13 protein-coding genes are annotated in these 13,870 nt (G+C 68.3%); 10 read left to right on the top strand and 3 right to left on the bottom strand.

All coding sequences use genetic code 11. The annotated features are described in order from the left end of the window. Nucleotide 1: 1 nt before the first annotated feature. Complete coding sequence (locus ACNQQL_RS08980) at nucleotides 2–856, bottom strand: FadR/GntR family transcriptional regulator (protein ID WP_347063891.1); 855 nt, start codon at nucleotides 854–856, stop codon at nucleotides 2–4. A gap of 228 nt (nucleotides 857–1,084) precedes the next feature. Here ACNQQL_RS08980 and ACNQQL_RS08975 point away from each other — a divergent pair, with 228 nt between their 5' ends. The 8 genes from ACNQQL_RS08975 (at nucleotide 1,085) to ACNQQL_RS08940 (ending at nucleotide 9,864) form a co-directional block, all read left to right on the top strand. Further along, a complete protein-coding gene (locus ACNQQL_RS08975; RefSeq protein WP_347063890.1) occupies nucleotides 1,085–2,293 on the top strand; it encodes an ABC transporter substrate-binding protein in 1,209 nt (402 codons plus the stop codon). Between the two features lie 69 nt (nucleotides 2,294–2,362). Further along, the gene (locus ACNQQL_RS08970; RefSeq protein ID WP_347063889.1) at nucleotides 2,363–3,223 is read left to right on the top strand and encodes a branched-chain amino acid ABC transporter permease; all 861 of its coding nucleotides are present in this window, start codon (nucleotides 2,363–2,365) and stop codon (nucleotides 3,221–3,223) included. Next, nucleotides 3,220–4,263, top strand: a complete 1,044-nt coding sequence (locus ACNQQL_RS08965) for a branched-chain amino acid ABC transporter permease (RefSeq protein WP_072440445.1) — start codon at nucleotides 3,220–3,222, stop codon at nucleotides 4,261–4,263. Before ACNQQL_RS08970 ends, ACNQQL_RS08965 begins: the two co-directional genes overlap by 4 nt. Beyond that, complete coding sequence (locus ACNQQL_RS08960; RefSeq protein WP_072440446.1) at nucleotides 4,260–5,027, top strand: ABC transporter ATP-binding protein; 768 nt, start codon at nucleotides 4,260–4,262, stop codon at nucleotides 5,025–5,027. The genes ACNQQL_RS08965 and ACNQQL_RS08960 overlap by 4 nt, the downstream gene beginning before the upstream one ends. Then, nucleotides 5,024–5,725 (top strand): ABC transporter ATP-binding protein, encoded by a 702-nt coding sequence (locus ACNQQL_RS08955; protein WP_072440448.1) that lies wholly within the window; start codon nucleotides 5,024–5,026, stop codon nucleotides 5,723–5,725. Before ACNQQL_RS08960 ends, ACNQQL_RS08955 begins: the two co-directional genes overlap by 4 nt. Nucleotides 5,726–5,759: 34 nt before the next feature. Continuing rightward, nucleotides 5,760–7,049 (top strand): Zn-dependent hydrolase, encoded by a 1,290-nt coding sequence (locus tag ACNQQL_RS08950; RefSeq protein ID WP_347063888.1) that lies wholly within the window; start codon nucleotides 5,760–5,762, stop codon nucleotides 7,047–7,049. Further along, nucleotides 7,046–8,554, top strand: a complete 1,509-nt coding sequence (locus tag ACNQQL_RS08945) for a M81 family metallopeptidase (protein ID WP_347063887.1) — start codon at nucleotides 7,046–7,048, stop codon at nucleotides 8,552–8,554. Before ACNQQL_RS08950 ends, ACNQQL_RS08945 begins: the two co-directional genes overlap by 4 nt. Before the next feature lie 122 nt (nucleotides 8,555–8,676). Continuing rightward, nucleotides 8,677–9,864, top strand: coding sequence for a beta-propeller fold lactonase family protein (locus ACNQQL_RS08940; RefSeq protein WP_347063886.1), 1,188 nt, complete (start codon nucleotides 8,677–8,679; stop codon nucleotides 9,862–9,864). Between the two features lie 75 nt (nucleotides 9,865–9,939). Here the strand turns inward: ACNQQL_RS08940 and ACNQQL_RS08935 are convergent, their stop codons facing one another. After that, nucleotides 9,940–10,074 carry a hypothetical protein gene (locus tag ACNQQL_RS08935; RefSeq protein WP_006405345.1) on the bottom strand — a complete coding sequence of 45 codons (135 nt, stop codon included), beginning with the start codon at nucleotides 10,072–10,074 and terminating at the stop codon, nucleotides 9,940–9,942. A 390-nt stretch (nucleotides 10,075–10,464) separates the two neighbouring features. Between ACNQQL_RS08935 and ACNQQL_RS08930 the strand changes: the two genes are divergently transcribed. Next, complete coding sequence (locus ACNQQL_RS08930; RefSeq protein ID WP_347063954.1) at nucleotides 10,465–10,923, top strand: hypothetical protein; 459 nt, start codon at nucleotides 10,465–10,467, stop codon at nucleotides 10,921–10,923. 89 nt (nucleotides 10,924–11,012) lie between these two features. Beyond that, a complete protein-coding gene (locus ACNQQL_RS08925) occupies nucleotides 11,013–11,825 on the top strand; it encodes an alpha/beta hydrolase (RefSeq protein WP_347063885.1) in 813 nt (270 codons plus the stop codon). A gap of 55 nt (nucleotides 11,826–11,880) precedes the next feature. On the opposite strand, the gene ACNQQL_RS08920 is transcribed toward ACNQQL_RS08925, so the two are convergent. After that, nucleotides 11,881–13,869: a DUF4034 domain-containing protein gene (locus tag ACNQQL_RS08920; RefSeq protein WP_347063884.1), complete on the bottom strand. Its 1,989-nt coding sequence runs from the start codon at nucleotides 13,867–13,869 to the stop codon at nucleotides 11,881–11,883. Between the last annotated feature and the right edge of the window lies 1 nt (nucleotide 13,870).

The following is a 13,870-nucleotide window of genomic DNA, read 5'->3' as shown; positions in this document are numbered from 1 at the left end:
ATCAGCCCTCTTCGGGATCCGTTGCGGCCGCATCGGATCCCGTTACGTGAGCGGCGGCCCGCCTGCGGATCTCGGAGTCGAGGATCAGACGCCCGCGCAGCTTGCCTTTCATCCGCTTCACATGCTTGGGCGCCTCGGTCATGTGCTCGACCATCAGCGCACGGACGCGCTCGGCATCGCGCTCGCGTGCGGCCTGCAGGATCGCCTTGTGGATCGACACGTTCGCTTCGCCGAAGCGCTTGTGTTCGACGAGCGGCGTGTCGTTCCGGAACTCGATCAACTGCCGGATCATCTCGTTGATCAGCTCGCAGCTGAATCGCAGGAACGGGTTCGGGTTCGCGGCCGCGAGGATGTCGTGGAACGTCGTGTCCTCCTGTCGCTGGCGCAGCATGTGGCCGCGGTCGTGCACGCCCGACGCGCCGTCGCAACACGCGATGTTCGACTCCAGCGCCGCGAAGTCGCGCTCGCTCAGGTGCGGCACGGCGCCCGCCGCCAGCTCGGGTTCGAGCAACTGGCGCACCGTATAGATGTCGTCGATCGTCACGTCCTTGAAGAACAGGTAGTTCTGCAGGAGCTGCAGCGTGCGATCGAGCGGCACCTCGACGACCATCCCGCCGCCCGACGGCCCCGTCGTGACCTTGATGAGCCCCTGCACCTCGAGCGACTTCAGCGCCTCGCGGATCGTGCTCTTGCTCACTGCATAGAGCTGCTGCAGCTCGGCTTCGCGCGGCAGGCGGTCGCCCGGCTTCAGGTCCTTCTCGGTGATCAGCCGCTTGATCTCCTCGGCGACGAGGTCGGCCCGCTTCGGCTGCTTGATTTCGACCGCGAGGCCCGCCCTGGCTCGGTCCATGACCATCTTCACGACTCCTTTGTCTGACTGCGCGCCGCGTCATCGTCGACGATCCGTTCCGGCGCAGCGTACGGAATTTTGCCTGATTGACACCAATTTTGATCAACTCTAGCATCAGGTTCATTCTATTTATCATGATAAATAGGATCAACCGGCGGCGCGCATCCTGCAGGGCGTGGGCACGGTTTGGCAGTCGGTCGCATCGCGTGTGTCCCCTTTATCAGGAGCGTCAACTTGAATCGCCGAGAACTGTTGAAACTGGCCGCACTGTCGGCCGTGCCGGGTGCGCTCGGCAGCATGTCGTCCCGTGCCGCGTTCGCGCAGGGGGCGACCATCCAGCTTGCGTGCCCGGTGCCGATGTCGGGGCCGTTCGCCGCCAACGGCAAGTACGCCGATCTCGGCATGCAGCTCGCCGTCAAGCAATACGGCAAGGTGCTCGGCGCGCCGCTTGCCTATACGGCGCTCGACACCGAGGGCAAGCCCGCGACCGCCGTGCGGCGCGTGCAGGAGATCGCGCAGCAGAAGGGCGTGCGCTTCTTCGCGGGCGGCATCCTGTCGTCCGAATCGCTGGCGATGGGCAAGGAAGTCCAGAAGGCGGACGGCGTGTTCATCACCACGGCCGGCGCGGACGAAATCACCGGCAAGGATTGCAATGCCGCGACGTTCCGCTGGTCGGTGCCGACCTTCGGCGCGATCGAGCAGACGGTGCGCCCGTTGATCCAGATGCTGCCGAAGGCGAAGCGCTGGTACACGATCACGCCGCAATACGTGTTCGGCGACGGCCTGCTGTCGGCCGCGAAAGCGATCTTCAAGGAGAAGGGCATCGAGCATGTCGGCAACAGCTACCACTCGCTCGCCGAGAAGGAGTTCAGCGGCTACCTGACGAACGCGGCGGCCGCGCAGCCGGACGTGCTGCTGATCCTGAACTTCGGCTCGCAGTCGTCGGACACGCTGCGCCAGGCCGTCAGCTTCGGGATGAAGCGCAATTGCACGATCCTGCTCGCATGGGCATCGGGCCTCGAGCAGTTCGAGGCGCTCGGGCCCGACATCTGCGACGGCGTGTATTTCGGCGCGCAGTACTGGCACGGCATCGATTCGCCGCTGAACCGCGACCTGGTGAAGCGCACGAACGCCGTGTTCAAGGCGAACCCGAACTACAGCCTCGCGGGTTCGTACATCTGCTCGAAGATCCTGATCGACGCGATGGTGAAGGCCGGCAGCGCCGATCCGAAGAAGGTCGTCGCGGCGATGGAGGGCATGAAGTACGACGGCCTCACGGGCCCGGAGGAAATCCGCAAGGCCGACCACCAGGTGCTGAAGAACTACTACCTGCTGAAGGGCAAGCCGAAGGGCCGGATGAAGAGCGCGGACGACTATGCCGACATCGTCAGCTCGGGCCAGTCGTTCCTGCCGGTCGACAAGACGGGCTGCAAGCTCGCGTGACGCCGTGCATGCGTCCGCGGCCATCGTGCGCCGCGGACGTCCGTTACCTTCCTTTCCGACACGGAAGCCATGAACGTCTATCTGCTGCAGATCGTCAACGGCATCGGCGTGGGCATGCTTTATTTCCTGCTCGCCGTCGGCCTGTCGATCGTATTCGGCCTGCTGCGCTTCGTGAATTTCGCTCACGGCGCGTTCTACCTGCTCGGTGCATATCTCTGCTACCAGGCGCTGCAATGGTCGGCGAATTTCTGGGTCGCGCTCGCGGTCGTGCCGCTCGTCGTCGGCGCGTTCGCATGGGGCGTCGAAAAGCTCGTGCTGCGTCATGTGTATGCGCAGCAGCATGAATTCCACATCCTGGCGACGGTCGGGCTCGCGCTCGTGCTGCAGGAGTGCGCGATCCTCGCATGGGGCCTGCTCGGCGACAACGTGCCGCCGCCCGACGCGCTGAACGGCGTCGTGATCTGGGGCGGCTTCGTCTACCCGAAATACCGGCTGTTCGTGATCGCGTTCACGGCCGTGCTCGCCGCCTTGCTGTGGTGGGTGCTCGAAGGCACGCGGCTCGGCAGCACGGTGCGCGCGGGCAGCGAATCGACGGAGATGGTCTCGCTGCTCGGCATCAACGTGACGCGCGTGTTCAGCCTCGTGTTCGCGCTCGGCGCGGCGACGGCGGCACTCGCGGGCGTGCTCGCCGCGCCGATCCGCGGTGTCGATCCGTTCATGGGCATTGAGGCGCTCGGCGTCGCGTTCGTCGTGGTCGTCGTCGGCGGGATGGGGAATTTTCTCGGCGCGCTCGTCGGCGGGTTGCTGGTCGGCATCGTGCAGAGCCTGATGAGCACGCTGTGGCCGGAAGGCGCGCGATTGATGATCTACGTCGCGATGGCGGCCGTGTTGCTGTTGCGTCCGAACGGGTTGCTGGGGAGGGCCGCATGATCGAATCGTCGAAACCGCTGCCGCCGGGGGCGGCGGCCTCGCAGCGCGCGCCGGCATGGCGCGCCGCGTTGCAACGCCCGGAAGGCTGGCTCGCGGTGGCCGTGGCCTGCGTGCTGCCGCTCGTGTTGAGCTCGGGATCGCTCGCGACCGAAGTGCTGGTGTTCGCGCTCGCCGCGCTCGGCTGCAACCTGCTGCTCGGCTACACGGGGCTGTTGTCGTTCGGGCAGGGCATCTTCTTCGGGCTCGGCAGCTACGCGGCGGGGCTCGTGCTGACGCGCGGCGTCGCGTCGGTGAGCGTCGCGCTGCTCTCTGCCGCCGCGCTCGGCGCCGTCGCGGCAGCGCTCGTCGGCTGGTTCTCGATCCGGCAGCGCGGCACCTATTTCGTGATGCTGACGCTCGCGTTCGGGCAGCTGTTCTACTTTCTCGCCTATACGACGCCGGACGTCACGGGCGGCGACAACGGGCTGCTCGACATCCCGCGCCCCGCGCTCGCCGCGTTCGGGCATCCGCTCGTTTCGCTCGATTCGCCGTGGCGCTACTACGGCTTCGTCGCAGTGCTGTTCGTCGCGGTGTTCTGGCTGCTGCTGCGCGTGTCGCGCTCGGTGTTCGGCCGTACGCTGCTCGCGATCCGCGACAACGAGGCGCGCGCGGCGGCGGCCGGTTACGACGTGAAGCGCTTCAAGCTCGCGGCGTTCGTGATCTCGGGTGCGGTCACGGGCCTCGCGGGTGCGCTGCACGCGTTGATGACGGGCATCGCGCCGCTGTCGAACATCGACTATCACACGAGCGAGATGATCCTCGTGATGACGGTGATCGGCGGCACCGGCAACCTGTTCGCGTCGGTGCTCGGCGCGGCGTTCTACGTGCTGTTCGCGGACTGGCTGTCGACGCTGTGGCCGCGCTGGCTGCTGCTGCTCGGCCTCGTGCTGATCGCGGTCAGCCTGTTCATGCAGCGCGGGTTGTGGGGGCTGGGCGAACGCGTCGCGGCGAAGCTGCGGCGCACCGATGGCACGGCGACCGATGCGAGGGAGCAGCAATGAGCGAAGCGATTCTCGAGGCGCGCGGCGTCGTCAAGCGCTACGGCAAGTTCACGGCGCTGGGCGGCGTCGATCTGCGGATCATGCCGCGCACCGTGCATTCGGTGATCGGCCCGAACGGCGCGGGCAAGACGACGCTGTTCCATACGCTGACGGGCACGCTGCCGATCACGTCGGGCTCGATCCTGTTCGACGGTCACGACGTGTCGCGCGAACCCGATCACAAGCGCGTGCGGCGCGGCATCGCACGCTCGTTCCAGGTGACGAGCCTGTTTCCGAACCTGAGCGTGCGCGAGAACCTGCGGGTTGCCGCACAGGGCGTCGAATCGCGGCGCGCGCTGAATCCGTGGACGCCGCCGCGCGGTGCGCTCGCGCACGACGGCATCGTCGACGACGTGCTCGAGCGGCTCGGCCTGCAGCGCTTCGCCGACACGGCGGCCGGCGTGCTGTCGCACGGCCAGCAGCGCCGGCTCGAGGTCGGGATGGCGCTGGCGGCGCGGCCGCGCGCGATCTTTCTCGACGAGCCGACGTCGGGTATGGGGATCGACGATCTCGACGACATGAAGGCGCTGATCCGCGGCCTGCGCGACGACTACACGGTCGTGCTGATCGAACACAACATGGGAATCGTGATGGACATCTCGGACACGATCACGGTGATGCAGCAGGGCCGCGTGCTGGTCGAAGGCAAGCCCGACGCGATTCGCGGCGACGAGCGCGTGCGCAGTGCGTATCTCGGCAACATGATCACGGGAGGCCGCGCATGATGCTCGACGTAAAGGAGGTCCATGCGTGCTACGGCAAGAGCCACGTCCTGCAAGGCATGACGCTGAACGTGAACGAAGGCGAGACGGTGACGCTGCTCGGCCGCAACGGCGCGGGCAAGTCGACGACGCTCAAGACGATCGCGGGCGTCGTCGCGCCGACCGGCGGCACGCTGACGTTCGCGGGCCGGCCGATCGCGGGGCAGCCCGCGCACCGGATCGCCGCGCGCGGCCTGTGCTTCGTGCCCGAGCATCGCGGGATTTTCCGGCTGCTGTCGGTCGAGGAAAACCTGCGGCTCGGCGCGCGCCGCGATTCGCCGTGGCAGCTCGACGATATCTACCGGATCTTTCCGCGCCTGAAGGAGCGCCGCCGCAACGGCGGCGCGCAGCTGTCGGGCGGCGAGCAGCAGATGCTCGCGATCGGCCGCGCGCTGATGAACCACCCGCGGCTGCTGATGCTCGACGAGCCGGTCGAGGGGCTCGCACCGGTGATCGTCGAGGAGATCGTCGAGCAGTTGAAGCGGATCAAGGCGGCCGGCGTCGCGATCCTGCTCGTCGAACAGAACCTCGAAGTGTGCACACGGCTTGCGGACCGCCACTTCGTGATCGAACAGGGCGTGATCGTCTACGAAGGCAGCAACGCGGCGTTCGCCGCCGATCACGAGGTGAAGGACCGTTACCTGGGCGTCGGCGTCGCGTAAGCGCCGTGCCTTTTCATTGCGAGGAATTCCATCGATGCAAGTTCAGGATTCGACACCGGGCGTCGCGGCGTCCGGCTTGCGCGTCGACGGCGCGCGGCTGTGGGACAGCCTGATGCGTCTCGCGCGGATCGGCGCGACCGACAAAGGAGGCGTGTGCCGACTCGCGCTCACCGAACTCGATCGCGAGGCGCGCAGCCTGTTCGTCGCATGGGCGAAGGAAACCGGCTGCACGGTGCGTGTCGACGCGATCGGCAACATCTTCGCGCGGCGTGCGGGCGAACGCGACGACCTGCCGCCCGTGACGACGGGCAGCCATATCGACACGCAGCCGACCGGCGGCAAGTTCGACGGCAACTACGGAGTACTTGCGGGCCTCGAAGTGCTGCGCACGCTCGACGACGCGGGCGTGCGAACGCGTGCGCCGCTCGAGGTCGCCGTCTGGACCAACGAGGAAGGCTCGCGCTTCGTGCCCGTGATGATGGGCTCCGGCGTGTTCGCGGGTGCGTTCACGCTCGACCATGCGCTCGCGCAGTGTGACCGCGACGGCGTGTCGGTGCGCGACGCGCTCGTCGCGATCGGCTATGCGGGCGATGTGGACGGTGGGCGCGACGCGCATCCGGTCGGCGCGTATTTCGAAGCGCATATCGAGCAGGGGCCGGTGCTGGAGGCGCACGACACGACGATCGGCGTGGTCGAGGGCGCGCTCGGGCAGCGCTGGTATGACGTCACCGTGCACGGGATGGAGGCGCACGCGGGCCCGACGCCGATGGAGCTGCGGCGCGACGCGCTGCTGGTCGCGGCCGATCTCGTGCGCGCGGTGAACGGCATCGCGCGCGCGCATCCGCCTCACGGACGCGGCACGGTCGGCTGGGTCGACGTGTACCCGAATTCGCGCAACGTGATTCCGGGCCGCGTGACGCTGACCGTCGACCTGCGCGCGGCCGACGATGCGACGCTCGCGGCGATGGATGCGCAACTGCGCGCGACGTGCGCCGACCTGGGCACATCGGCCGGCATGCGGATCGACGTCGAGCAGGTCGTGTACTTCCCGCCGCAGCCGTTCGACGCGACGCTGGTCGGGCAGGTTCGGGCCGGCGCGAGCGCGCTCGGGCTGTCGTCGATGAACGTGATCAGCGGCGCGGGCCACGACGCCGTGTATCTCGCGCGCGTTGCGCCGACCGCGATGATCTTCGTGCCGTGCAAGGACGGGATCAGCCACAACGAGATCGAGGACGCCGATCCGGTGCATCTGGAAGCCGGCTGCAACGTGCTGCTGCAGGCGATGCTGGGCGCTGCCGGGGTCGCGGAAGGTGGCGCACGATGAAGATCCTGATCGCCCGGATGAACCACGAGACCAACACGTTCTCGCCGGTGCCGACGCCGCTTGCCGCGTTCGGCCGCAACGGCCCCGATTGGGGCGACGACGCGTATCGCGCGAACCACGGGATGCGTACCGCGATGGCCGCGTTCATCGATGCGGCCGCGCGTGAAGGCGCTGAAATCGTGACGCCGGTGTCGGCGGCCGCGAACCCGAGCGGGCCGGTTGCGGCCGATGCGTATGCGGCGATCTGCGAGGCGATCGTCGCGGCCGCGCCCGGCTGCGACGCGGTGATGCTCGACCTGCACGGCGCGATGGTCGCCGAGCAGAGCGCGGACGGCGAGGGCGACCTGCTCGCGCGCGTGCGCGCGGCGCTGCCCGACGCGCCGATCGCGGTCGCACTCGACCTGCATGCGAACGTCACGCAGAAGATGATCGACCACGCGGACGTGATCGTCAGCTTCAAGACCTATCCGCATGTCGACATGTATGAGACGGGCGAGCATGCGGCGCGCGTGCTGCTCGACCGGCTTCATGGTCGCGCGCGGCCGGTGCTTGCGTGGCGGCAACCGCCGCTGATGACGTCGACGCTGCGCAGCGCGAGCGCCGAAGGCGCGATGAGGCGCGCGGTGGAGGCCGCGCGCGCGGCCGAGGCCGAGGCCGGCGGCGTGCTCGCCGTGTCGGTGCTTTCGGGTTTCTCGCTCGCGGACATTCCCGCGCCGTGCATCAGCGTCGTCGTGGTCGGCGACGCTGATCGCGCGGTGGCCGATGCCGTCGCCGAGCGTATCGCGCGGCAGATCTGGGAGGCACGCGACGAATTCGTCTACCGCAGCGCGCCGCTCGCGGAGTCGGTCGCGCAGGCCGCGGCGCTCGCGCGCGGCGCGGACCGCCCGGTGCTGATGCTCGATCACGGCGACAACTGCATGTCGGGCGGCCCGTGCGACACGATGGACCTGCTCGAAGAAGCGCTCGCGCAGGGGCTCGACGGGATCGTCAGCGGGCCGCTGTGCGACCCGCAAGCGGTCGCGGCGCTGATCGATGCGGGTGTCGGCGCGACCGTCACGGTGCCGGTCGGCAACCGGCTGCCGTCGCACGGCGGCGTGCGGCGCGAGCCGTTTCGCGCGACTGGCGTCGTGCGCGCGATTACCGACGGCGAATACGTGATCACGGGGCCGACCTATACGGGCCAGCGCGCGTACATGGGCCGCACGGCGGTGCTCGACATCGGCGCGGCGACGCTCGTCGTTACCGAGCGCACGCAGGAGCCGTGGGATCTCGGCGTGTTCGAGAGCGTCGGCGTCGATCCGCGCCGTGCGCGCTTCCTGCTGCTGAAATCGCGGATGTATTGCCGGCCGGTGTTCGTGCCGATCGCAGCCGCGCTGGTCGAATGCGACAGCTGCGGCGTGACGGGCTCGGACTACGGGCTGTTTCGCTACGAGCGGCTCGCGCGGCCCGTGTATCCGCTCGACAACGTCGATCGGTGGGGGCCGGGCGCGTCACCGGCGGCCTGACGGAGCGGGGTGCGAGACGCCGGATTCGCACGCTTTCGGGCATCATGCGATGGCAGCGGCCCGTCGAGCAGCAGGGTCGTGCAATCCATTGCGTCCGCAACCGATCCGGAGAATCGACCGCCATGCATTCGAATCCTTTCCGCCTGCGCAGCGCGCGCCTGCTCGCCGCGCTGACCCTCGCCACGACGGCCGTCGCCGTGCACGCCGCCGACTGGATCGTGTCCGGCAACGACGGCAAGTACCAGCGCGTCGAGGGCCGCGACACCTTCCTCGCCTCACCTCCCGCCGACACGCTGACGCTGCTCGACGCCAGCACGTTCCCGCCGAAAGTCGCATTGCAGGTCGACGTCGAGAACGGCATCCAGGGGCCGCCGCAGGCCGTCGCGATCACGCCCGACGCGAAGCTCGCGCTCGTCGGCGCGCCGACGCGCTACGACGCGGCCGCGAAGCAGCTCCTGTTCGACACGTTCCTGCAGGTCGTGAATCTCGACGCCGCACCGCCCGCGATCACGCGCATCGAGCTTGGCACGCATCCGCAAGGGATCGCGATCGACCGTTCGGGCCGGCTCGCGCTTGTCGCCAATGTCGACGGCAGCGTATCGATCCTGCGCATCGACGACACGCACGTGACGCTCGACGGCAACCTTAAGATTGGCAAGAAGCGGCTCGCAGGGATCAGCTTCACGCACGACGGCAAGCATGCGCTCGTGTCGCTGCGCGACGAGCAGGGCGTCGCGGTGCTGAACGTCGACGACGGCAAGGTGACCGACAGCGGCACGCGCCTGAGCACGGGCGTCGCGCCTTACACGATCGACGTGTCGAGCGACAACCGCTGGGCGGTCGTCAGCAACGTCGGGCTCGCGGGGCTGCCGGGCTATACGGGCACGCTCGCGGGCGACGCCGATACGGTCGCGCTGATCGACGTGTCGCGCGTGCCGTTCCGGACGGTCCAGTACCTGACGGTGCCGTCGCTGCCGGAAGGCGTCGCGATTTCGCCGAACGGGAAATGGATCGCCGTGCAGGCGATGGACGGCTCGAACCTGACGTCCGATAATCCGGGCCGCCGCAAGCTCGGCAAGGTGCTGCTGTTCGAGATCCGCGACGGGCACGCCGTGCAGACCAACGAGTTGCCCGGCGGCGAAGCCGCGCAGGGCATCGTGTTTACCGCCGACAACCGGCACGTGATCGTGCAGTTCAACGTCGAACGGCAGCTTGCGCTTTATGCGGTGGAAGGCGGCAAGCTGCGCGATACGGGCAAGCGTATCGCGCTGACCGGCGGGCCGTCTTCGTTGAGGACGTTGCCGCGCTGACGCGCGGGGCGCCGGTTCGTTCACCTCCGTGCATTCATGCGGCGCCCGGATTTTCCAGGCGCCTGTCGATGCGCGTTACGGCCGCAGCAGATCGAACCCGCCGAATACGACGACACCGCTGAGCGCGATCATCGCAACGGAATGCTGGCCGAAGTAGAGAATCGCGGCGGCAAGCCACGTCGTGATGCAGAAGGCGCCGATGCGGGCCATCGTCTGTTCCTCGAATGCGTAATGAAGTGGGCGCCGCCCGGCGAGCGGTGCACGAAGGCGGACGGAGAGGGTGACCCGCGAAGCCGCGACGGCGGCGCGGCACGCTCACGTGCCACGCCCGGAAGGGCGGGAGTCGAACCCGGCGGCGTTGCGCGACCGTGCCCGCAGGCCGTCGACGCGCGGATCCGCCCGGCGAAACGGCAATTTTACCAGCGTCGTTTCGCCGCTAATCTGGCCCTTTCGCGACTTGAGTGCCGCGATCTACCGCGGAAACCGCGGAATCCGTCCGACCCCGATACTCAAGTTTCGTGTGACGAATGACGTAAACGAGTCGGAAGGCATTTCATGCCACCCCGTCACGACTTGTTTACCGACATACGGACCGACACGATGCAGATCGATTTTTCCACGACCGCGCGATCCCCACTGGCGGACGGCAGCGTTACAGCAAACGCGCCGGGCGCATCGGCCACGACATCATCCGCCGACGGCGCAACGGATACCGCGGGTACCACCGGCACGACGAGTACCACCGGCGCGAAGAGTTCGACCGGCGGCACCGGCGAAACGCTCGGCGCATCGGGCGCGTCGTCGGAAAGCCCGGCAGTCAGCCAGTTGAAGGCGCTGATCGAACGGCTGCAGAAGCAGCTCGCGACGCTCGAGCGGCAAATGGCGAGCGCCGCCCAGCGCGCTAAGGACGACCCGGCCGCGGCGGTCGAACAGCAGTCGCTGAGCGCGGAGGCCAGCGCGATCTCGGCGGCATTGGCGACGGCGATCTCGCAGCTGTCGGCGGCGATCGAGAAGTCGGGCGGCTCGTCGGCGGGCGGGCTGGTGTCGACGCAGGCCTGACGGTTTCCGGCTGCGCGCGGCCGTCAATGCCGCGTCGGCCGCGCGCATTACAATCGCAAGCTCGTCTCCCTCGAAAGGACGGCAGAACGATGCATGCGGAACTCGACGACGACGAACTCGTCCGCTTCGACGCGCACGGCGACACGCCGCTGCCGGCGGCCGATGCGCAAGGATGGCTGGAACACGACGGCGCGCGCATCTGGCACGCGTCGTTCGGCCACGGCCCGCCCGTCGTGCTGCTGCACGGCGGCCTCGGCCACGGCGGCAACTGGGGCAACCAGGTGCCGGCGCTGCTCGCGGCCGGCTACCGCGCGATCCTGATCGACAGCCGCGGCCACGGCCGCAGCACGCGCGACGACCAACCGTATTCCTATGAACGCATGGCGTCGGACGTGCTTGCGGTCCTGGACGCGCTGCACGTCGACCGCGCACGCTTCGTCGGCTGGAGCGACGGCGCATGCACCGCACTCGTGCTGGCGGCCCGTGTGCCGGAGCGCGCGGCCGGCGTGTTCTTCTTCGCGTGCAACATGGACCCGGGCGGCACGAAGGAGATGGTGCCGAGCCCGCTGATCGACCGCTGCTTCGCGCGCCACCGGAAGGACTATGCGCAACTGTCCGCAACGCCGGACCAGTTCGATGCATTCGTTTCGGCCGTCAGCGAAATGATGCGCACGCAACCGAATTACAGCGCACAGGATCTCGCGGCGATCGCGGTGCCGGTGACGATCGTACAGGGCGAGCACGACGAATTCATCCGGCCCGAGCATGCGGCGTATCTGGCGCGCACGATTCCGGGCGCGACGCTGACGATCCTGCCCGGCGTGAGCCACTTCGCGCCGCTGCAGCGGCCCGCGCGATTCAACGCGGCGATGCTGGCCTTCCTCGACCGGCTGCCGGGCTGACCGCTCGTGCGGCCCGCGCGCGCCGTCGATGGGTGCGCGCGTTCGTCGCCCGTGCTCAGACCATCGCGTTGTCGTTGCCGGGAATCTCGTGCGCCTTGATCTGCTTGCGGTGCAGCTTGTACAGCAGCTTGCCGAGCATGCCGTCCTCGTGACGCAGGCGCGTGATGTTGCGCACGTATTCGTCGTCCGGCGCGATCGCCTGGGCGCCCATGATCCAGCGCACGCTTTCGCGATAGTTGTAGAGCGATTTGTCGCGGCTGTCGGCCAGGATCGACGACAACGCGGCCATCGCCGCCGGATGGCCGTCTTCCGCATGGCGGCGCAGTTCGTCGACGTAACGATGGCGCGACGGGAGATCGTCGACGTCGGCGATGAACATCAGCATCGTCTCGAGGCCCTCGGTATGCCCCATCTCGTGCGCCATGCGCGCGGCCTCGACGGCTTCGACCTGCATGCGCGTGCGTTCGGCTTCGTCCTTGCTGGCGCCCGCGATGTGATAGTACGCAAACGCGAGCTTGTACGCGGCCATGTTGCCGCCGTCGTCGACCGACTCGCGGAAGTAATGGGCGGCGCGATACAGATCCTGCGTGACGTGCATGCCGTCTTCGTAGAAGCAGCCGAGCAGGTAGCCGCACGAATCGCCGCCCGCTTCATGGCCGAGCTCGCACAGCGCGACGGCGTCGGCGGGCCGACGGCCTTCGTCGCGCATCGCCGACGCGAGCTGGTTCCATGCGAGCGAGCCCGGCTCGTTCACACGCGCGGCTTCGAGCCACGCATCGCCGCGTGCGTCGTCCTGCGCGAAGCCGAACGTGCCGGTGCGATGGGCGTAGCCGCGCAGGATCATCGCCGACGTGCATGCACGCGCATCCGATGCGCGTTCGATCGCGCCGGTCAGCCAGGTGCCCTGCGGATCGAGGTCGAGCGCGAGCCGTACGCCCATTGCCATCGCGTGGTTGTCGTCGATCGGCTGATCGCGCTCGGCTTCCCGCAGGCGCGCGTAAGCCTGCTCGTATTCGCTGCGCATGAAATGACTGTGCGCGAGCCAGTGCAGCGTTTCCCAGCGGTGATACGGATGCAGCGCGGCCTTGGCCCGCGCGAGCGTCGCGGCCATCGCGCGGCGTGCATCGTCGTCGTCGTCATTCGAATCGAGCGTATTGCCGATATGGTCGTCGCGCCAGATCTCGTGGCGCAGCCGGTCCTTCTCGACCGCGTCGAGGTGCGCGCACGCGTCGGAATCGACGAACGCGCGGACGTGGTCGTGCGAGCCGCCCCAGCGCGGCTGCATGTACCAGATGAACGTGCGCATCGGGAAAAACTGGTGCGGGTGAATGTGCAGCGTCGCTTCCATCCAGTACCACTTGCCCTTGCGCAGCTTCTTGCCCTGGACGGGGCCGGGCAGCGCTTCCGGAAATTCCGCAGGGCAGGCGACGGGTACGCCGGGGTTCAGCCCCGAACGCGCGAGCATGCCCTGCAGTTCGGCGCGAGTGGCCTCGTCGTGGGCGCCGACGTTCAGGTGCAGCTCGGTCACGGGCCAGCGCCGCTGTTGCACGAGTTGCGTGAGCCACTCGGGTTCGTCGAACGACGACACGCTCGTGAAGATCACCTTCGGCGCGCTCCACATCGTCGGCGCGAGCACGAGCGCGCGCAGCGCGGCGACGATCGTCAGCGTTGCGCACGCATGCGCGCAGATCCAGCCGGTTTCTGTCACCGTCTCGGCCCAGCCGGAGCCGCGGTACTCGTACGCCCAGTGGTGCCAGTAATGCGCCTCGCACAGCCACGCGTGCGCGGATTTCGGGTTCGCGGCCTGCCAGGCGCGCAGGCGCGCGAGGCCTTCGGCGCCGGCTTCGATGCACGGCTGCACGTCGGCCGGCAGCGCGTCGACGTACAGCGCTTCGGCCGTGCGGTCGGCGAAGCTGGCGGCGAGCGCGGCGTCGAGCTGCGTGTCGAGGGCGGCAAAATCGTCCGCGCGCAGCAGCGCGTCGACGTCGCAGATGAACCATCGGGACTTCGCGGGCGGAATCAGGTCGGCGGGGGCTGAGGACATG

The organism is Burkholderia sp. LFS061, from assembly GCF_047978125.1.
In the GTDB taxonomy this organism is placed as follows: Bacteria; Pseudomonadota; Gammaproteobacteria; order Burkholderiales; family Burkholderiaceae; genus Burkholderia; species Burkholderia pyrrocinia_C.
Note: the sequence above shows the minus strand (reverse complement) of the source record. Positions and strands in the feature narration are given on the sequence as shown.

Coding starts and splice junctions, on each gene's coding strand:
- ACNQQL_RS08925 (WP_347063885.1), top strand. CDS start 11,013: ATGCATGCGGAACTCGACGACGACGAACTCGTCCGCTTCGACGCGCAC.
- ACNQQL_RS08965 (WP_072440445.1), top strand. CDS start 3,220: ATGATCGAATCGTCGAAACCGCTGCCGCCGGGGGCGGCGGCCTCGCAG.
- ACNQQL_RS08935 (WP_006405345.1), bottom strand. CDS start 10,074: ATGGCCCGCATCGGCGCCTTCTGCATCACGACGTGGCTTGCCGCCGCG.
- ACNQQL_RS08945 (WP_347063887.1), top strand. CDS start 7,046: ATGAAGATCCTGATCGCCCGGATGAACCACGAGACCAACACGTTCTCG.
- ACNQQL_RS08955 (WP_072440448.1), top strand. CDS start 5,024: ATGATGCTCGACGTAAAGGAGGTCCATGCGTGCTACGGCAAGAGCCAC.
- ACNQQL_RS08920 (WP_347063884.1), bottom strand. CDS start 13,869: ATGTCCTCAGCCCCCGCCGACCTGATTCCGCCCGCGAAGTCCCGATGG.
- ACNQQL_RS08980 (WP_347063891.1), bottom strand. CDS start 856: ATGGTCATGGACCGAGCCAGGGCGGGCCTCGCGGTCGAAATCAAGCAG.
- ACNQQL_RS08930 (WP_347063954.1), top strand. CDS start 10,465: ATGCAGATCGATTTTTCCACGACCGCGCGATCCCCACTGGCGGACGGC.
- ACNQQL_RS08950 (WP_347063888.1), top strand. CDS start 5,760: ATGCAAGTTCAGGATTCGACACCGGGCGTCGCGGCGTCCGGCTTGCGC.
- ACNQQL_RS08940 (WP_347063886.1), top strand. CDS start 8,677: ATGCATTCGAATCCTTTCCGCCTGCGCAGCGCGCGCCTGCTCGCCGCG.
- ACNQQL_RS08960 (WP_072440446.1), top strand. CDS start 4,260: ATGAGCGAAGCGATTCTCGAGGCGCGCGGCGTCGTCAAGCGCTACGGC.
- ACNQQL_RS08970 (WP_347063889.1), top strand. CDS start 2,363: ATGAACGTCTATCTGCTGCAGATCGTCAACGGCATCGGCGTGGGCATG.